The sequence below is a fragment of the Kluyvera ascorbata ATCC 33433 genome, from assembly GCF_000735365.1.
Classification (GTDB): domain Bacteria; phylum Pseudomonadota; class Gammaproteobacteria; order Enterobacterales; family Enterobacteriaceae; genus Kluyvera; species Kluyvera ascorbata.
In genome coordinates this window covers 18,371-36,684 of record NZ_JMPL01000036.1, presented here as the reverse complement: position 1 = coordinate 36,684, position 18,314 = coordinate 18,371, and the positions used below count along the sequence as shown (strand labels likewise).

Annotated in this window: 17 protein-coding genes; 11 read left to right on the top strand and 6 right to left on the bottom strand. The window is 53.3% G+C overall.

Annotation, left to right across the window (positions count from 1 at the left end):
• The 5 genes from lon to bolA form a co-directional block, all read right to left on the bottom strand.
• On the bottom strand, positions 1–1,947 hold a 1,947-nt coding region (gene lon, locus GKAS_RS10995), incomplete at its 3' end, for an endopeptidase La (protein WP_035894306.1).
• Positions 1,948–2,130: 183 nt separating this feature from the next.
• The gene (clpX, locus tag GKAS_RS10990; protein ID WP_035894304.1) at positions 2,131–3,405 is read right to left on the bottom strand and encodes an ATP-dependent protease ATP-binding subunit ClpX; all 1,275 of its coding nucleotides are present in this window, start codon (positions 3,403–3,405) and stop codon (positions 2,131–2,133) included.
• 134 nt (positions 3,406–3,539) lie between these two features.
• Positions 3,540–4,163, bottom strand: coding sequence for an ATP-dependent Clp endopeptidase proteolytic subunit ClpP (gene clpP, locus GKAS_RS10985; RefSeq protein WP_035894303.1), 624 nt, complete (start codon positions 4,161–4,163; stop codon positions 3,540–3,542).
• Positions 4,164–4,404: 241 nt separating this feature from the next.
• Positions 4,405–5,703: a trigger factor gene (gene tig / locus GKAS_RS10980; protein WP_035894302.1), complete on the bottom strand. Its 1,299-nt coding sequence runs from the start codon at positions 5,701–5,703 to the stop codon at positions 4,405–4,407.
• A 346-nt stretch (positions 5,704–6,049) separates the two neighbouring features.
• The gene (bolA, locus tag GKAS_RS10975; protein WP_035894301.1) at positions 6,050–6,367 is read right to left on the bottom strand and encodes a transcriptional regulator BolA; all 318 of its coding nucleotides are present in this window, start codon (positions 6,365–6,367) and stop codon (positions 6,050–6,052) included.
• 297 nt (positions 6,368–6,664) lie between these two features.
• On the opposite strand from bolA, the gene GKAS_RS10970 reads away from it, so the two are divergent.
• The 8 genes from GKAS_RS10970 to GKAS_RS10935 all read left to right on the top strand — a co-directional run bounded on the left by GKAS_RS10970 (position 6,665) and on the right by GKAS_RS10935 (position 14,497).
• A complete protein-coding gene (locus tag GKAS_RS10970) occupies positions 6,665–7,243 on the top strand; it encodes a lipoprotein (RefSeq protein ID WP_035894299.1) in 579 nt (192 codons plus the stop codon).
• Between the two features lie 45 nt (positions 7,244–7,288).
• Positions 7,289–8,764, top strand: a complete 1,476-nt coding sequence (gene ampG / locus GKAS_RS10965; protein WP_035894298.1) for a muropeptide MFS transporter AmpG — start codon at positions 7,289–7,291, stop codon at positions 8,762–8,764.
• Positions 8,765–9,236: 472 nt separating this feature from the next.
• The gene (gene cyoA, locus GKAS_RS10960) at positions 9,237–10,184 is read left to right on the top strand and encodes a cytochrome o ubiquinol oxidase subunit II (protein WP_035894297.1); all 948 of its coding nucleotides are present in this window, start codon (positions 9,237–9,239) and stop codon (positions 10,182–10,184) included.
• A 19-nt stretch (positions 10,185–10,203) separates the two neighbouring features.
• Positions 10,204–12,195: a cytochrome o ubiquinol oxidase subunit I gene (gene cyoB / locus GKAS_RS10955; RefSeq protein WP_035894296.1), complete on the top strand. Its 1,992-nt coding sequence runs from the start codon at positions 10,204–10,206 to the stop codon at positions 12,193–12,195.
• A complete protein-coding gene (locus GKAS_RS10950) occupies positions 12,185–12,796 on the top strand; it encodes a cytochrome o ubiquinol oxidase subunit III (RefSeq protein WP_035894295.1) in 612 nt (203 codons plus the stop codon). Before cyoB ends, GKAS_RS10950 begins: the two co-directional genes overlap by 11 nt.
• Positions 12,796–13,125 (top strand): cytochrome o ubiquinol oxidase subunit IV, encoded by a 330-nt coding sequence (locus tag GKAS_RS10945; RefSeq protein WP_035894294.1) that lies wholly within the window; start codon positions 12,796–12,798, stop codon positions 13,123–13,125. Before GKAS_RS10950 ends, GKAS_RS10945 begins: the two co-directional genes overlap by 1 nt.
• Positions 13,126–13,136: 11 nt before the next feature.
• Positions 13,137–14,024 carry a heme o synthase gene (cyoE, locus tag GKAS_RS10940; RefSeq protein WP_035894291.1) on the top strand — a complete coding sequence of 296 codons (888 nt, stop codon included), beginning with the start codon at positions 13,137–13,139 and terminating at the stop codon, positions 14,022–14,024.
• A 317-nt stretch (positions 14,025–14,341) separates the two neighbouring features.
• Complete coding sequence (locus tag GKAS_RS10935; protein WP_035894290.1) at positions 14,342–14,497, top strand: Hok/Gef family protein; 156 nt, start codon at positions 14,342–14,344, stop codon at positions 14,495–14,497.
• Positions 14,498–14,573: 76 nt separating this feature from the next.
• Here GKAS_RS10935 and GKAS_RS10930 read toward each other — a convergent pair whose 3' ends face one another.
• Positions 14,574–15,332: an IclR family transcriptional regulator domain-containing protein gene (locus GKAS_RS10930; RefSeq protein WP_035894289.1), complete on the bottom strand. Its 759-nt coding sequence runs from the start codon at positions 15,330–15,332 to the stop codon at positions 14,574–14,576.
• Between the two features lie 152 nt (positions 15,333–15,484).
• On the opposite strand from GKAS_RS10930, the gene GKAS_RS10925 reads away from it, so the two are divergent.
• Genes GKAS_RS10925 through GKAS_RS10915 form a run of 3 tightly spaced genes read left to right on the top strand, consistent with a single transcriptional unit; the run spans position 15,485 to position 18,314 of the window.
• Positions 15,485–16,306 (top strand): shikimate dehydrogenase family protein, encoded by an 822-nt coding sequence (locus tag GKAS_RS10925; protein ID WP_035894287.1) that lies wholly within the window; start codon positions 15,485–15,487, stop codon positions 16,304–16,306.
• Entirely contained in the window at positions 16,303–17,997 is a 1,695-nt protein-coding gene (locus tag GKAS_RS10920) for an FAD-dependent oxidoreductase (protein ID WP_035894286.1), read from the top strand. The genes GKAS_RS10925 and GKAS_RS10920 overlap by 4 nt, the downstream gene beginning before the upstream one ends.
• Positions 17,994–18,314: an NIPSNAP family protein gene (locus GKAS_RS10915; RefSeq protein ID WP_035894285.1), complete on the top strand. Its 321-nt coding sequence runs from the start codon at positions 17,994–17,996 to the stop codon at positions 18,312–18,314. Before GKAS_RS10920 ends, GKAS_RS10915 begins: the two co-directional genes overlap by 4 nt.

The following is an 18,314-nucleotide window of genomic DNA, read 5'->3' as shown; positions in this document are numbered from 1 at the left end:
TGCGCGCGCGCGCACCACGGTCAGCGCTGCCTGAATGGACTCCTGCATCACTTCACCCAGAGAACCGGTATAAGTCAGCTTGCCTTTACCCGGTACACAGGCGGTTTCAATGGTCAGCAGGTCGCCGCCCACTTCCGTCCACGCCAGACCGGTGACCTGACCCACACGGTTTTCGTCATCGGCGCGACCGTAGTCGAAGCGCTGAATGCCGAGGAAATCATGCAGATTGTCGCCATTAATCTCGATGTGCTTCAGATCTTTATCCAGCAACAGCTGTTTAACCGCTTTACGGCACAGCTTCGAGATTTCACGTTCCAGGCTACGGACGCCCGCTTCACGGGTGTAGTAACGAATGATGCCAACAATCGCGCTGTCATCAACCGTCAGCTCGCCTTTTTTCAGCGCATTACGTTCAATCTGCTTCGGCAGCAGGTGACGTTTTGCAATGTTCAGCTTCTCGTCTTCGGTATAACCGGACAGACGGATCACTTCCATACGGTCCAGCAGCGGCGCTGGAATGTTCATGGAGTTCGACGTCGCCACGAACATTACGTCGCTGAGATCGTAATCGACTTCCAGGTAGTGATCGCTGAACGCCACGTTCTGTTCTGGATCAAGTACTTCCAGCAGAGCAGAGGCCGGGTCACCGCGCATGTCCGAAGACATTTTGTCGATTTCATCGAGCAGGAACAGCGGGTTTTTAACGCCCACTTTGGCCATTTTCTGGATCAGTTTACCCGGCATAGAGCCGATGTAAGTACGACGGTGACCGCGGATTTCCGCTTCGTCACGTACGCCGCCCAGCGCCATACGAACGTATTTACGTCCGGTCGCCTGCGCAATGGACTGACCCAGAGAGGTTTTACCCACACCAGGAGGCCCTACCAGGCACAGGATTGGCCCTTTCAGCTTGTTCACACGGCTTTGAACCGCGAGATACTCAAGAATACGGTCTTTGACGCGCTCGAGGCCATAATGATCGGTATCGAGGATTTCCTGCGCCTGACGAAGGTCTTTTTTGACCTTGCTGCGCGAATTCCACGGCACCTGCACCATCCAGTCGATATAACCGCGAACCACGGTGGCTTCAGCTGACATCGGTGACATCATTTTCAGCTTCTGCAGTTCGGCTTCGGTTTTCTCTTTCGCCTCTTTCGGCATTTTCGCCGCGTCGATCTTACGCTTCAACGCTTCGTTTTCGTCAGGAACTTCGTCCATCTCGCCGAGTTCTTTCTGAATGGCTTTCATTTGCTCGTTCAGATAGTACTCACGCTGGGATTTCTCCATCTGCTTTTTGACGCGGTTGCGAATGCGCTTCTCAACCTGCAGCAGATCGATTTCTGACTCCATCATCGCCATCAGATATTCCAGGCGCTCGTTGATGTCAGACATCTCCAGAACGGACTGTTTATCTGCCAGCTTCAACGGCATGTGGGCCGCGATGGTGTCAGCCAGACGTGCAGGGTCGTCGATGCTGTTCAGCGACGTCAGCACTTCTGGTGGGATTTTCTTGTTCAGCTTGATATAGCCTTCAAACTGACCAATCGCGGTGCGTACCAGTACTTCCTGCTCGCGCTCTTCAATGGCCGGCGATTCAAGGTACTCTGCTTTCGCGGAGAAGTGTTCGCCGTTATCAGAGAGCGTAGAAATACGCGCACGCTGCAGCCCTTCGACCAGCACTTTGACCGTACCGTCAGGCAGCTTCAGCATTTGTAAAATAGAGGCCACGGTCCCGACGGTGAAAAGATCGTTTACACCCGGCTCATCCGTTGAAGCATCTTTCTGCGCGACCAGCATGATTTTTTTATCATGATCCATGGCCGCTTCAAGACAACGGATAGATTTTTCCCGCCCTACAAATAAGGGGATGACCATGTGCGGATAAACCACCACATCGCGCAACGGCAATACGGGGATTTCAATGCGTTCAGAACGCTCAGGATTCATAGAGCTCTCTCTTAGTTTAGTGTCCGCCAGGTAAACTGGTCATGCGACTGTGCTTCACACAACCATTAACATGTAACCAGTATATGGGGATGTATTCCACACATTCAACGCCATGAATACGGAAAAATAAAAGGGGAGATAAAATCCCCCCTTTTTGATTAACTGATTGTATGAACTGGTGAATTATTCGCCAGATGCCTGCTGCGCTTCCGGCTTGCCGTAAATCAGCAGCGGTTCGCTTTGACCGGCAATCACCGATTCGTCGATAACCACTTTCTCAACGTCTTCCATAGAAGGCAGATCGTACATGGTTTCGAGCAGCGCGGCTTCTACGATGGAGCGCAGACCACGAGCACCGGTTTTACGCGCCATCGCTTTCTTGGCGATAGCGTCCAGCGCTTCGTCACGGAATTCCAGATCCACGCCTTCGAGGTTAAACAGCGCCTGATACTGTTTGGTCAGGGCGTTTTTCGGCTCTTTGAGGATCTGAATCAGCGCTTCTTCGCTCAGCTCAGTCAGGGTTGCGACCACCGGCAGACGGCCGATGAACTCAGGGATCAGACCAAATTTGATCAGATCTTCTGGCTCAACCTGGGTCAGCAGTTCACCTTCGCTGGCTTTGTCGGATTTTGCTTTTACGGTTGCGCCGAAACCAATGCCGGAGCCAGTTTCAACACGGTTAGCAATCACTTTATCCAGACCAGCAAATGCACCACCGCAGATAAACAGGATCTTCGAGGTATCAACCTGCAGGAACTCCTGCTGCGGATGTTTACGGCCACCCTGCGGCGGAACGGCCGCCACGGTGCCTTCAATCAGCTTCAACAGCGCCTGCTGTACGCCTTCACCGGATACGTCGCGGGTGATTGACGGGTTATCGGACTTACGAGAAATCTTGTCGATTTCATCGATGTAAACAATACCGCGCTGTGCTTTCTGTACGTCGTAGTCGCACTTCTGCAGCAGCTTCTGAATAATGTTTTCAACGTCTTCACCCACGTAACCAGCTTCGGTCAGGGTGGTCGCATCGGCCATGGTGAACGGTACGTCCAGCAGGCGCGCCAGCGTTTCAGCCAGCAGGGTTTTACCTGAACCGGTCGGGCCAATCAGCAGAATGTTACTTTTGCCGAGCTCAACACCGTTGTTGGTATCACCGTTACGCAGACGTTTGTAGTGGTTGTAGACCGCAACGGCCAGCACCTTTTTCGCCTGTTCCTGACCGATAACGTAGTCATCTAAGTGGTGGCGAATTTCGTGTGGCGTCGGCAGAGCACTGCGTTCACGATGCGGCGCCACTTCTTTAATCTCTTCGCGAATGATGTCGTTACATAAGTCGACGCATTCGTCGCAGATATACACGGATGGGCCGGCGATGAGCTTACGCACTTCGTGCTGGCTTTTGCCGCAAAAAGAGCAGTACAACAGTTTGCCCGAGCCATCTTTGCGTTTATCTGTCATGAGTCAAAACCTCTTTTTAAGTTCTTTGTGCCGCATATGACGACGCAAATGCCATTCTTAAGCGCAAGCTGCTACGCAAGCGTTGTGCCGCCCTTAGTAGTATATACCGTGCAGCGGCACGTGCCGTCATGACATTAGTTACGCTGGCTCAAAATTGAGTCAACCAGACCATACTCGACAGCTTCAGAAGCAGACAGGAAACGGTCACGTTCCGTGTCGCTCTCAATCTGCTCCAGCGATTTGCCGGTATGGTGCGCCATAAGCTCATTCATGCGTCCTTTCACCTTCAGGATCTCACGGGCATGGATTTCGATATCCGTTGCCTGGCCCTGATAACCGCCCAGCGGCTGGTGAATCATTACGCGGGAGTTTGGCAAGCAGAAGCGCTTACCTTTTGCGCCTGCGGTCAGCAGGAACGCGCCCATAGATGCCGCTTGCCCCATACAAATGGTGCTGACATCCGGCTTGATAAACTGCATGGTGTCATAAATAGACATCCCTGCTGTAATCACGCCACCTGGGGAGTTGATGTATAAATAAATGTCTTTTTCCGGGTTTTCCGCTTCCAGAAACAGCATTTGCGCCACAATCAGGTTTGCCATGTGGTCTTCGACCTGACCGGTCAGAAAGATAACGCGCTCTTTAAGCAGACGGGAGTAGATATCAAAAGAACGTTCGCCACGTGAGGTCTGTTCAATGACCATCGGCACCAGGGCCATGTGGGGTGCAAAATTATCTCGTTCGCCACTGTATGACATTTCCGTCTCCTGGATAATAAATAAAATAGCCACAGCTTGCTAATTATAGAGATGCGGCGAGTGATTCGTTCCCTCAGTTATGGGTACGATCCTACCCTATTTCAAGCATAACAATATTTTGTTGATACGCTAACACCGAAAAGCCGTTTTATCACGCAAGCTTTGGTTATTGCTGCAATAAAAAAACCCGTCACCAAAAGGCAACGGGTTTTTTCTCAAAACCGTAAACCGGTAAGCGAAATTACGCCTGCTGGTTCATCAGTTCATTGAAGGAAGTTGCTTTTTCAGTCACTTTCGCTTTTTCCAGAACCGCTTCAACAGCCTGTTCTTCCAGAGCGACACTGCGCATGTTTTCCATCAGCTCTTTGTTTTTGCTGTAGAATTCAATAACTTCTTTCGGATCTTCGTAGGCAGATGCCATTTCTTCGATCAGGGTAGCAACGCGTGCTTCGTCAGCTTTCAGCTCGTGGGTACGAATCACTTCGCCCAGCAGCAGGCCAACAACTACGCGGCGTTTCGCCTGCTCTTCGAACAGTTCGCGAGGCAGTTCCATCGCTTGCTGCTGGTTGCCACCGAAGCGCTGTGCAGCCTGACGGCGCAGAACGTCGATTTCGCTGTCGATCAGGGCAGCAGGAACGTCGATTTCGTTCGCTTTAACCAGACCTTCGATTGCCTGAGACTTAACGCGGTTACGTACCGCGCCTTTCAGCTCGCGTTCCATGTTTTTACGCACTTCAGCGCGCAGGCCTTCAACGGAACCATCTTCAACGCCGAAACGTTTGATGAATTCAGCAGTCAGTTCTGGCAGCTCACGCTCTTCAACTTTCTTCAGGGTAATCGCGAATTTAGCCGCTTTACCTTTCAGGTTTTCAGCGTGGTATTCTTCTGGGAAGGTTACGTCGATAACGAACTCTTCACCTGCTTTGTGACCTTTGATACCGTCTTCAAAGCCTGGGATCATACGACCCTGACCCATTGCCAGTACGAAATCAGTCGCTTTGCCGCCTTCGAATTCTTCGCCGTCTACGGAGCCGGAGAAGTCAACGGTAACACGGTCTTCAGCGTCAACAACGCCGTCTTTGTCTTTCCAGGTTGCCTGCTGCTTACGCAGAGTGTCCAGCATGCCGTCAACGTCAGCTTCGGTCACTTCAACAACTGGTTTTTCAACTTCGATAGCGTCCAGACCCTTCAGTTCAACTTCTGGGTACACTTCGAATTCTACTGCGTAGGTGAAGTCTTCACCCAGCTTGTATTCACCTGGAACGTAGTTAGGCGCGCCAGCTGGATTGATTTTCTCTTTGATGATCGCGTCAACGAAGTTACGACTCATCAGGTCACCCAGAACGTCCTGACGCACGGAAGCGCCATAACGCTGAGCAACAACATTCATCGGTACTTTACCTTTACGGAAACCGTCAATGCGTACTTTTTTCGCTACGTTGACCAGCTCGCTTTTTACAGCGGTCTCGATGCTGTCAGCAGCGATAGTAATCGTTACACGGCGGCCAAGGCCCTGAGTGGTTTCAACTGAAACTTGCATCTTGTTACCTCAAAAAAATCACAGTGCTCGGTCAACTCTACTCCGCAAGCTCGAAAAGCTGGCGTTGCGGACCTGGGATGCTCTCGTAATCAATCACATTCCCTGTCGTCAGAATCATCCCGAAGACATTCCGAAAAATAAGACGCAGCATTATAGCGGCATCACTTTTATGAGTCGAGAACGGTTATCACGCGTTGCTGCGGCATTTTTCACAATTCCCGGCTAATTTTTGTCTGAACGCTGTCGAATGCGCTCAAAATTCAGACAAAACAAAACGGCCCGCAGGCCGTTTTCTCATAATCTGTACGCAACATACTGGAAAAGTTCCGTGTTGCAAATGCCTTTTCTACGCGATAGTGCCCGCTCCGCGGCATGGCGGTGAGGTAATGACGGTATCTTGCAAACCTTCCCACTCTTTTCGCGTGTAAGTATGCAATGCCAGCGCATGGACGGTGGACGCAAACTCCTCTGTTAACGTTCCGTAGATCATCCGATGACGATTCAGAAAACGTTCCCCGGTAAACTTATCGCTCACCAGCACAACTTTAAAGTGGCTCTCAGAGCCGGCCGGTACGTTGTGGCGGTAGCTTTCGTCTACGACTTCCAGGAAAACAGGTTCAAACGCTGCCCTCAGTTTTTCTTCGATTTGTTCACGCATCATCATGATATTACTCCTCCGACAACGTTAAGATGCCGCCTATCCCTTTAAATGTTAGCCGCTTTTACTGATTCCATTACACGAAGGCAACAAAAAATTAGCGTTCACGCCATTTTATTTCTCAAGTAGATGAAGTTAACGTCTTTTACAATCGCTTCTCATCTTAAATCCTACTTCTATTTGTTTCCGAGTACACAAAAGCAACAACACGATGAAATTACATGCGTTGCCTACTTCCCCTGACCGATGGCGATGTTATGATGGCGGGAATTTTCAGTAAACAATGCGTTTGAGACCCCTAACATGTTAAAAAAAATCCTCTTCCCACTGGTAGCACTGTTTATGCTGGCTGGATGCGCAACGCCTCCAACCACGGTTGAAGTGTCGCCAAAAATCACTCTGCCTCAGCAAGATCCAAGCCTGATGGGCGTCACCGTTAGCATCACCGGTGCCGACCAGCGTCAGGATCAGGCACTGGCAAAAGTCACCCGTAACAACCAGCTGGTCACCCTGACCGCTTCCCGTGACCTGCGTTTCCTGATGCAGGAAGTACTGGAAAAACAGATGACCGCACGCGGTTATATGATTGGCCCGAACGGTGCGGTTAACCTGCAGATTATCGTTAATCAGCTGTACGCAGACGTTTCCCAGGGTAACGTGCGTTACAACATTTCTACCAAAGCCGACATCGCCATCATCGCGACCGCTGCTAACGGTAATAAAATGACCAAAAATTACCGTTCTAACTACTCCGTTGAAGGCGCATTCCAGGCTTCCAACAAAAACATTTCCGATACCGTTGATAGCGTGCTGGGCGATACCATCGCCGATATGGCACAAGACACCACTATCCACGATTTCATCAAGCAGAACGCGCGCTAATCTCGTCACAGACCCGGCTTCGGCCGGGTCTGAACAAAGAAAACTATGTCTGGTCACTATCTCCGCATTTTTCAGCAACCGAAATCAGCCATTCTGCTGATTCTTGGCTTTGCTTCCGGCTTACCGCTCGCCCTGACCTCAGGGACGCTGCAGGCATGGATGACGGTCGAAAACATCGATCTGAAAACCATTGGTTTTTTCTCGCTTGTCGGCCAGGCATACGTTTTTAAGTTTCTGTGGTCTCCGGTCATGGACCGCTATACGCCGCCGTTTTTAGGGCGCCGTCGCGGCTGGCTATTAACGACCCAATGTTTACTGCTTATCGCCATCGCCGCGATGGGTTTTCTTGAGCCCTCCACGCAACTGCGCTGGATGGCAGCGCTGGCGGTGATTATCGCCTTCTGTTCCGCGTCGCAGGATATCGTCTTCGATGCCTGGAAAACCGACGTGCTTCCGGCAGAGGAACGCGGTGCAGGCGCGGCGATTAGCGTGCTGGGCTATCGCCTCGGGATGCTGGTTTCCGGTGGGTTAGCGCTGTGGCTGGCGGATAAATGGCTCGGCTGGCAGGGCATGTACTGGCTGATGGCCGCACTGCTGGTACCTTGTATTATTGCTACGCTGCTGGCACCTGAACCCAGCGACGTCATCCCCGTTCCTAAAAGCCTTGAGCAGGCGGTTGTTGCACCATTAAAGGACTTCTTCGGCCGTAATAATGCCTGGCTTATCTTGCTGCTTATCGTGATGTACAAGCTGGGCGATGCCTTCGCCATGAGCCTGACGACCACCTTCCTCATTCGCGGCGTCGGGTTTGACGCAGGCCAGGTAGGGATGGTTAACAAAACCCTCGGCCTGTTTGCGACCATTGTCGGCGCACTTTACGGTGGCGTGCTGATGCAGCGCCTGACGCTGTTCCGCGCGCTGCTGATATTTGGCATTTTGCAGGGTGTATCGAACGCTGGCTATTGGGCGCTCTCGGTCACCGATAAACATATTTATTCCATGGCCGCCGCGGTCTTCTTTGAAAACCTATGCGGTGGCATGGGCACGGCTGCATTCGTCGCGCTGCTGATGACGCTGTGTAACAAGTCGTTTTCCGCGACCCAGTTTGCGCTACTGTCGGCGCTCTCCGCCGTCGGGCGTGTCTACGTTGGGCCAATTGCCGGCTGGTTTGTCGAAGCTCACGGCTGGCCAACGTTCTATCTGTTCTCCGTTATTGCCGCCGTACCGGGCATTTTGCTGCTGCTTATCTGCCGCCAGACGCTGGAATACACTCAGCAAACCGAGCAATTTATGCCGCGTGATAGCTACGCTGGTGCCTACCGCCTTGCGCTGCGACTGTTGCTTCTAGGTACCGCGCTGTTGGGTATCTGGCTGGTGATGCTGATTGCGAATGCCCTGAACCTCACCGCACTCGAATGGTCCGGAATCGTACTCGAAGTCGGGGTGCTGATTGCCTTTGTTGGCATCGTGTTCGGTTGTCTGCTGGACTATCTTGCTCTGCGAAAAACGCAGTTCCGCTAAAATAAGATGAAAATGTGAAGCCTACGTTGTAATCACTATCCGTAATAATTACTCGTGCATCGTATGTAAAAAAAATATTTGTGCTTTTGTGCGCTTTAGAATTCTGGAAATTATTGGAACGTGTAAAATACGCTTTATTTCTTTAACCGATTCAGCACCAGAGTAATTAATTTTTCGTTTTTTAATTGTCTATTTTTTGATGATTAATTGTTAATTATTTGTATATTTTTGGCAATGGTTATACCAATTACCATCTCACCCACCTCCCCATACCCCCTTTCGTTATAACGCCCGCCAGATGGGCTTTCCGCTCGAAAAACAGACACATTTAGCAACATCTGTGACAGGTGCGGCAGAACCCGGTAACACATAACTGACAGAGCCCTAATGATGTTTACAGTAATGTAACCTTCCCGTAAAATGCCCACACACTTTAAACGCCACCAACACCCCGTGGAATTGAGGTCGTTACATGAGACTCAGGAAATACAATAAAAACTTGGGATGGTTGTCATTAATCGCCGGCACTGTATTACTCAGTGGCTGTGATTCTGCACTTCTTGACCCCAAAGGACAGATTGGACTGGAGCAGCGTTCGCTGATTCTGACGGCTTTCGGCCTGATGATGATCGTCGTAATCCCGGCCGTCTTAATGGCCGTTGGTTTCGCCTGGAAGTATCGTGCGAGCAATAAAGATGCGAAGTATAGCCCGAACTGGTCACACTCCAATAAAGTGGAAGCTGTGGTCTGGACCGTGCCAATTCTTATCATCATCTTCCTCGCCGTACTGACCTGGAAAACCACTCACGCTTTAGAACCGAGCAAACCGCTAGCCCATGATGAGAAACCAATCACTATCGAAGTGGTTTCCATGGACTGGAAATGGTTCTTCATCTACCCGGAGCAGGGCATTGCTACCGTTAACGAAATCGCTTTCCCAGCGAACGTTCCGGTGCAGTTCAAAGTGACCTCTAACTCCGTGATGAACTCCTTCTTTATCCCGCGTCTGGGCAGCCAGATTTACGCGATGGCCGGTATGCAGACCAACCTGCATCTGATCGCTAACGAAGCAGGTATCTACGACGGTATCTCTGCTAGCTATAGCGGCCAGGGCTTCTCTGGAATGAAGTTCAAAGCCATTGCAACGCCGGATCGTGCCGCATTCGATCAGTGGGTCGCGAAAGCGAAACAATCTCCGAACACCATGGATGACATGGCTACCTTCGAGAAATTGGCTGCACCGAGCGAATACAACAAAGTGGAGTACTTCTCCAGCGTGAAACCTGATTTGTTTAAAGCAGTAACCAGCAAATTCATGGATCACGGCAAGAGCATGGACATGACCAAACCAGAAGGCGAACACGCATCGCACGAAGGAATGGAAGGCATGGACATGAGCCACGCGGAATCCGCTCACTAAGGGGCCGAGGAAGAATACGATGTTCGGAAAACTGACACTGGATGCAGTGCCCTACCATGAACCCATTATCATGGTTACGGTGGCTGCCATTATCGTCGGGGGACTCGCTCTCCTGGCGGCCATCACTTACTTCGGTAAGTGGTCTTATCTATGGAAAGAGTGGCTGACTTCGGTTGACCACAAACGTCTTGGCATCATGTATGTCATCGTTGCTATCGTCATGCTGCTGCGTGGCTTTGCCGATGCCGTGATGATGCGTAGCCAGCAGGTGCTGGCTTCAGCGGGCGATGCAGGCTTCCTGCCACCGCACCACTACGATCAGGTCTTTACCGCCCACGGCGTTATCATGATCTTCTTCGTAGCGATGCCGTTCGTTATCGGTCTGATGAACCTGGTGGTTCCACTGCAGATCGGCGCGCGTGACGTAGCGTTCCCATTCCTGAACAACCTGAGCTTCTGGTTCACCGTTGTCGGTGTGATTCTGGTTAACCTGTCCCTGGGCGTTGGTGAATTTGCTCAGACCGGCTGGCTGGCCTATCCGCCGCTCTCGGGAATAGAGTACAGTCCGGGCGTAGGTGTCGATTACTGGATATGGGCGCTTCAGCTCTCCGGTATTGGTACCACACTGACCGGTATTAACTTCTTCGTGACCATCATCAAGATGCGTGCGCCAGGAATGACGATGTTCAAGATGCCGGTCTTTGCCTGGGCATCTCTGTGCGCCAACATCCTGATTATCGCCTCCTTCCCAATTCTGACGGTTACCGTCGCGCTGCTGACCCTGGATCGCTATCTGGGCACCCATTTCTTTACCAACGATATGGGCGGCAACATGATGATGTACATCAACCTGATTTGGGCCTGGGGTCACCCGGAAGTGTACATTCTGGTACTGCCAGTCTTCGGTGTATTCTCTGAAGTTGCAGCGACCTTCTCCCGTAAACGCCTGTTCGGTTACACCTCACTGGTGTGGGCGACCGTGTGTATTACCATCCTGTCGTTCATCGTTTGGCTGCACCACTTCTTCACCATGGGTGCTGGCGCGAACGTAAACGCCTTCTTCGGTATTACCACGATGATTATCGCCATCCCTACCGGGGTTAAGATCTTCAACTGGCTGTTCACCATGTATCAGGGTCGCATCGTCTTCAACTCTGCGATGCTGTGGACCATCGGCTTTATCGTGACCTTCTCGGTCGGCGGTATGACCGGCGTTCTGCTGGCAGTGCCGGGTGCGGACTTCGTGCTGCACAACAGCCTGTTCCTGATTGCGCACTTCCATAACGTTATCATCGGCGGTGTGGTATTCGGTTGCTTTGCCGGTCTGACCTACTGGTGGCCGAAAGCCTTTGGCTTCACCCTGAACGAAACCTGGGGCAAACGCGCCTTCTGGTTCTGGATCATCGGCTTCTTCGTTGCGTTTATGCCTCTGTACGTGCTGGGCTTCATGGGCATGACCCGTCGCCTGAGCCAGCAGATTGACCCGCAGTTCCACCCGATGCTGGTTGTTGCAGCATGCGGTGCGGCGCTGATCGCCTGCGGTATCCTGTGCCAGCTGATTCAGTTCTACGTTTCTATTCGCGACCGCGAGCAGAACCGTGACCTGACCGGTGACCCATGGGGCGGCCGTACGCTGGAGTGGGCAACCTCTTCCCCTCCTCCGTTCTACAACTTTGCCATTGTGCCGCAGATTCACGAACGTGACGCATTCTGGGAAATGAAAGAGAAAGGCGAAGCGTACAAGCAGCCGGCTCATTATGAAGAAATTCATATGCCGAAAAACAGCGGTGCGGGCATTGTGATTGCCGCCTTCGCAACAATCTTTGGTTTCGCCATGATCTGGCATATCTGGTGGATGGCGATTGCTAGCTTCGCAGGCATCGTGATCACCTGGATTATCAAAAGCTTTGACGAGGACGTGGATTACTACGTGCCGGTTGCAGAAGTCGAAAAACTGGAAAATCAGCATTTCGATGAGATTTCTAAGGCAGGGCTGAAAAATGGCAACTGATACTCTGGCGCATAACGCCCACGCGCATGAACATGGGCATCACGATACAGGGCCGATGAAGATCTTCGGCTTCTGGATCTACCTGATGAGCGACTGCATCATCTTCGCCACCCTGTTCGCTACCTATGCCGTTCTGGTGAACGGCACGGCTGGCGGCCCGGCGGGTAAAGATATCTTCGAGCTGCCGTTCGTTCTGGTTGAAACTGCACTGCTGTTATTCAGCTCCATCACCTACGGCATGGCGGCTATCGCCATGTACAAAAATAACAAGAGCCAGGTCGTTTCCTGGCTCGCCCTGACCTTCCTCTTTGGTGCAGGGTTCATCGCGATGGAAATCTATGAATTCCATCACCTGATTGTTGAAGGTATGGGCCCGGATCGCAGCGGCTTCCTGTCAGCGTTCTTCGCGCTGGTTGGTACGCACGGTCTGCACGTAACCTCCGGTCTTATCTGGATGGCGGTGCTGATGGTGCAGATTTCTCGCCGCGGCCTGACCAGTACTAACCGTACACGTATCCTGTGCCTGAGCCTGTTCTGGCACTTCCTGGACGTCGTGTGGATCTGTGTGTTCTCGGTTGTTTATCTGATGGGGGCAATGTAATGAGTCATTCTAACGATCATAGCGGCGCATCCCACGGTAGCGTGAAGTCGTACATGACAGGTTTCATCCTGTCTATCATCCTGACGGTGATCCCGTTCTGGATGGTGATGACCGGCACCGCGTCGCATGCGGCGATTCTGGGTACCATTCTGGTAACCGCTGTTGTGCAGATTGTCGTACACCTGGTGTACTTCCTGCACATGAACAGCAAGTCTGACGAAGGCTGGAACCTGACCGCGTTTGTCTTTACCGTGATAATCATTGCCATCGTGGTTGTAGGCTCCATCTGGATTATGTGGAACCTGAACTACAACATGATGGTTCACTAAGAGCGGCGAGTATGTTTAAGCGATACCTGCAAGTAACGAAGCCTGGCATCATTTTTGGCAACCTGATCTCCGTGATCGGCGGTTTCCTGCTGGCCTCTAAAGGTCACATTGATTATCCGCTGTTCGCCTGGACTCTGATCGGCGTGTCCCTGGTGGTCGCCTCGGGTTGTGTTTTCAACAACTACATCGATCGTGACATCGACCGTAAGATGGAGCGAACGAAGAACCGAGTGCTGGTTAAGGGACTGATTGCGCCAAAAACGTCGCTGGTCTACGCCACTTTGCTGGGTCTCGCTGGCTTCATGCTGCTGTGGTTCGGCGCCAATCCCCTCGCCTGCTGGCTGGGGGTAATGGGGTTCGTGGTTTATGTCGGCGTTTACAGCCTGTACATGAAGCGCCACTCCGTTTACGGCACGCTGATTGGTTCTCTCTCCGGCGCTGCGCCGCCGGTGATTGGCTACTGCGCAGTGACCGGCAATTTCGACAGCGGTGCACTGATTCTGCTGGCGATTTTCAGCCTGTGGCAGATGCCTCACTCCTACGCTATCGCGATTTTCCGCTTCAAGGATTATCAGGCAGCGAACATTCCGGTTCTGCCGGTAGTGAAAGGCATTGCAGTGGCGAAAAACCACATCACGCTGTACATCGTGGCGTTTGCTCTGGCCACATTGATGCTCTCTCTGGGCGGCTACGCTGGGTATAAATACCTGATCGTTGCAGCAGCGGTGAGCGTCTGGTGGCTTGGCATGGCGCTGCGCGGTTATAAAGTGGAAGATGATAAGGTCTGGGCGCGCAAGCTGTTCGGCTTCTCCATCATCGCCATTACCGCGCTGTCTGTGATGATGTCCGTCGACTTTATGGTGCCGAATTCTCAGAACCTGCTGACTTACGTCTGGTAAAGAGACACCGTTTGATAAAAACCTCGCTTCGGCGGGGTTTTTTATTGTCTGAAGAAAAGCGCCAGCGCCCAATATTGATGTTTTCCTAAATAGCGGCGAAGCCAGCGTTTAGGCGGCTCATTCGAAGGGAAGAGGTATAGAATCGCGGCGGGTGCTTGAGACTGTTTGTCTTGAGCAAGATGTGAAAGGCAGATAGACAAAAGCCCCAGATAACATTCTGCGTCCGGCAAGACGCTTAACATTAATCTGAGGCCCCTAAATACCAACCAGTATTAGGTTAGCCTCTTACCGACCTTAGGGTCAAGGAGAAGTAGCCTATGAAACGGAACAAGGTAGTGATTGTTGCCCTGATTGTCCTCTGTATTACCGTCGTGATGTCGGTACTGGTCACGCGCAAAGATCTTTGCGCGGTCCGTATCCGCAGCGGGCATACGGAGGTCGCCGTCTTCACAGCCTACGAATCTGTTAAGTAAGAGACCCGGCGGGGAGTCATCCCCGCCACTCTTGATGCTGCCAGGTATTCTCAACGCACCCAATTTTTTCACCTGACTAGCCCACCAGCATCGCCTGCGCGCTATACAGCAGATCCAGATGATCCCGGCACAGCGCCTCCAGCGACGTGCGCGACTGATGGCTGGTCAGACTCAGCGCTCCCCAGTACAGCCCTTCCCTATCAGCAAGTGGAACGGCGATCACCAGCATACCTATCTCAAACTCCTGCTCAATAGAGGCGTATCCCTGACGACGGACCTGCGCGATACGCTCCATCAATGTCGGTACATCCGTCACCGTGTAAGGCGTTCGCTGCTCGCGGGTCACTCGCTGCAACACGGCCTCGCATTCAGCTTCCGGCAAGGAGGCTAACCACAAGCGACCGCCCGCGGTGCAGTGAATCGGTACTCGTTCACCGAGCCGCACAGAAGTTGAGTTAAATGGCGTGTGTTTGCTGCGGGCAATATAGACCAGCTCGTTATCATCAATCACCCCCACCGACGCGTGCTCCTCTGTACGACTGGCAACATATTCAACAATTGGCCGCACCATACGCGGGAACTGCGCGGAATCGACATAGGCCTGCCCCAGACGCAGCGTTTTCGCCATCAGCCAGTAGTAGCGCCCGTCGGTATCCAGATAGCCGTCATGTACCAGCGTCAGGAAAAATCGGCGAGCCGCGCTCTGCGTCAACCCGCTCATTTTTGCCGCCTGCGGCACCGTCAGCCGTGGGTTTGCCTTCGAAAAAAGCTGGATCAGCGCCAGCCCTTTTTGCAATCCCACGATCAAATCGCGCTGATGAATCTCGTTTTGCATAGCTGTTCACACTTTTGCAACAGAGGAAGTCGATTACTGCGATTATCGCACTGTCGGTGCGATTAACAACCAACCTGTCCGAATTCTGCGTTGTCGCTCACCGCTTCCATTGAAATACTCAGGCAACAGTTTATTAACAAACGAGGTGAACAATGGTCAGCGGATTTACTCAGGTCGTCGCCGTTATCGGGCACCCCATTACCCAGGTGAAATCACCGGAAAACTTTAACCACTACTTTGCCAGCCAGAGCATGGATAAGGTAATGATCCCGGTCGATATCGCGCCGGATGCCGTTGCCGACTACCTGAATGCGCTACGCGGCTGGCAGAACATGAGCGGCATTCTGGTCACCGTGCCGCATAAACAGCGCGTGGCCGGGCTGCTTGATACCCTCACGTCTCGTGCACGTCATCTCAATGCCGTTAATGTCGTACGCAAGTTGGCAGATGGTCGCTTAGAGGGTGACATGCTGGACGGCGTCGGTTTCCAGCGCGCAGCTGAAGCGCACGGCTTTAACCCCGCAGGCAAACGCGCTCTGCTTTCCGGCTGTGGCGGCGTCGGCAGCGCCATCGCCTGGGGATTGTGCGAAGCGGGCATTAGCCACCTCGCGCTCTACGATCGTGACGAAGCCAGCCGCCAGCGTCTGGAAAACCGCTTAGCAACCCATTTTCCAACCGTGCATATTTCCACTCTCCCCGATTCATTGGCAGAGGTTGATCTGCTGGTCAACGGCTCCCCCGCGGGCATGGCGGGCTTCGATGCGCTGCCGTTAAGCCAAGCGCTACTGGAGACATTAACGGCGACGACTCACGTCGCTGATGTCGTCACTGCGCCGGTTATCACTCCACTACTGGCCTTTGCCAATACACGAGGTTGCCGCACCCAGACCGGCCCGGAAATGGCGCTGGCGCAGATGCAACTTATGGGGCAGTTCATCGGCGCGATTGAACAACCTGACGAGGCCGCAGCATGAAAAGCTGGGATGTTATCGTTATCGGCAGCGGCGCGGCGGGCTTTGCCGCCGCCGTGACCGCCTGCTGCAAAGGGCTTTCGGTATTAATGCTTGAAAAAGCCCCGCACTTTGGCGGCACCTCAGCAATTTCTGGCGGGGCGGTGTGGATTAACGACACCGATCAGGCCCGAAATCTGGGAAAAAGCGGCTCACCAGAGGCCATGAAAACCTACCTGCGAGCCATTATTGGTGAAGCGAACTATCGCCCGGACATGATTGATGCTTTTGTCCATGCAGGGCGAGAAGCACTGGCCTTTCTCGAACAGGAAGGCGCGGTGAAATACAGCCTGCGCCCGCTGTCGCCAGACTACTATCCGGATGAGCCCGGTGGCGTCGATGTTGGCCGTGCGCTGGAAGTGGTGGAGTATGATGGCCGCGAGCTGGGACAGCATTTCACGACCCTGCGTTCGCCGCCGCCGGGCATGCTGCTGTTTGGCGGCATAATGGTGAACCGCGTCGATATCCAGCACTTCCTCGATATGCGTCGCTCGTGGCGCTCGTTGGCCCACTGCACAAAGCTGCTGCTCCGCTACGGGCGCGACCGTCTGCGCCATCACCGCGGTACTCGTCTGGCAATGGGCAACGCGCTGATTGCGCGCATGGCGACGCTGGCGCTGCGTAAAGGGCTGGAGCTGGAACTTAACGTCACGGTGACGTCGTTGGTTGAGCAAAACGGCCACGTGACCGGCGTTGAAATCGAGCGTGATGGCCAAACGCTCACCTTACATGCCCGTCGTGGCGTCGTGCTTGCCGCCGGGGGCTTTGCTGCCGGGCGCATCGCACCACAGTTCCGTCCGGCAACGCAGCAGCATTACACCATGTCACCCGTCACCAACGACGGCGCGGCTTTCCAGTTAGGACTGAGTGTCGATGCCCGACAAGGCGCAGACCTGCCGTCGAACTTTTTCTGGGCTCCGGTCTCCGTACTGCGTCGCCCAGACGGTAGCGAAGAGCGTTTTCCGCATCTGGTCACCGACCGTGCCAAACCGGGGGTCATTGCGGTTAACCAGCGCGGCGTACGCTTCGTCAACGAATCAAACTCCTACCACCATTTCGCCAGCGCCATGCAGCAGCAGCCAGAAAACGCCCCGTGCTACCTGCTCTGCGATGCGCAGGCAATGAAGCGCTATGGTCTGGGGCTGGCGCGCCCGGCACCGGTTAACAACGATGCGCTGGTGAGTGCAGGCTATCTGCATCAGGCCGATAGCCTGAACGAACTGGCCCAGCAGTTAGGCCTGGACCCACAGCAGCTTGAGCAAACCGTTTCCCGCTACAACCAGCATGCGGCAAACGGCAGCGATCCGGAATTTCATAAAGGCGACAACAGCTATAACCGTGCGATGGGCGACGCGGCACACGGCCCGAATGCCTGCAACGCCCCACTGTTAAGCGCCCCCTTCTATGCCATCAAACTTTTTACCGGCGACTTAGGCACATCTCGCGGGCTGATGACCACCGCCGACGCCCAGGTCATCAACCAACAGGGACAGCCCATCCACGGCCTGTATGCGGTCGGTAACGATATGGATTCCATGATGGCAGGTACCTACCCCGGCCCGGGCATCACCCTTGGCCCAGCACTTACCTTCGGCTATCTGGCCGCCGTGCATATGACAAACACATCCCCACACACTTCAGGAGAAGCAGCATGATCTACGAAAAACGCACCTACACCATCAATCCACTGAAAATGGCCGACTGGCTGGCGCTGTACAAAAGCGACGCCTTTGCGGTGCAAACCGAACATCTCGGCAAGCTGATTGGCTTTTTCTTTACCGAAATCGGCGTGGTCAATCAGGTGGTGCATATCTGGGCCTACGAGAGCCTGGATGACCGTCTGGTGCGCCGGGCGCGTATGTCTCAGGACGAGCGCTGGCTAACCTTCTCGCGGAAAAACCGCGAACTGGCAGCGGTTGAGCGTCTGGAATCGGTGCTGATGCGTCCCACCGATTTCTCGCCGCTGCAATAA

Coding starts and splice junctions, on each gene's coding strand:
- clpX (WP_035894304.1), bottom strand. CDS start 3,405: ATGACAGATAAACGCAAAGATGGCTCGGGCAAACTGTTGTACTGCTCT.
- clpP (WP_035894303.1), bottom strand. CDS start 4,163: ATGTCATACAGTGGCGAACGAGATAATTTTGCACCCCACATGGCCCTG.
- tig (WP_035894302.1), bottom strand. CDS start 5,703: ATGCAAGTTTCAGTTGAAACCACTCAGGGCCTTGGCCGCCGTGTAACG.
- bolA (WP_035894301.1), bottom strand. CDS start 6,367: ATGATGATGCGTGAACAAATCGAAGAAAAACTGAGGGCAGCGTTTGAA.
- GKAS_RS10970 (WP_035894299.1), top strand. CDS start 6,665: ATGTTAAAAAAAATCCTCTTCCCACTGGTAGCACTGTTTATGCTGGCT.
- ampG (WP_035894298.1), top strand. CDS start 7,289: ATGTCTGGTCACTATCTCCGCATTTTTCAGCAACCGAAATCAGCCATT.
- cyoA (WP_035894297.1), top strand. CDS start 9,237: ATGAGACTCAGGAAATACAATAAAAACTTGGGATGGTTGTCATTAATC.
- cyoB (WP_035894296.1), top strand. CDS start 10,204: ATGTTCGGAAAACTGACACTGGATGCAGTGCCCTACCATGAACCCATT.
- GKAS_RS10950 (WP_035894295.1), top strand. CDS start 12,185: ATGGCAACTGATACTCTGGCGCATAACGCCCACGCGCATGAACATGGG.
- GKAS_RS10945 (WP_035894294.1), top strand. CDS start 12,796: ATGAGTCATTCTAACGATCATAGCGGCGCATCCCACGGTAGCGTGAAG.
- cyoE (WP_035894291.1), top strand. CDS start 13,137: ATGTTTAAGCGATACCTGCAAGTAACGAAGCCTGGCATCATTTTTGGC.
- GKAS_RS10935 (WP_035894290.1), top strand. CDS start 14,342: ATGAAACGGAACAAGGTAGTGATTGTTGCCCTGATTGTCCTCTGTATT.
- GKAS_RS10930 (WP_035894289.1), bottom strand. CDS start 15,332: ATGCAAAACGAGATTCATCAGCGCGATTTGATCGTGGGATTGCAAAAA.
- GKAS_RS10925 (WP_035894287.1), top strand. CDS start 15,485: ATGGTCAGCGGATTTACTCAGGTCGTCGCCGTTATCGGGCACCCCATT.
- GKAS_RS10920 (WP_035894286.1), top strand. CDS start 16,303: ATGAAAAGCTGGGATGTTATCGTTATCGGCAGCGGCGCGGCGGGCTTT.
- GKAS_RS10915 (WP_035894285.1), top strand. CDS start 17,994: ATGATCTACGAAAAACGCACCTACACCATCAATCCACTGAAAATGGCC.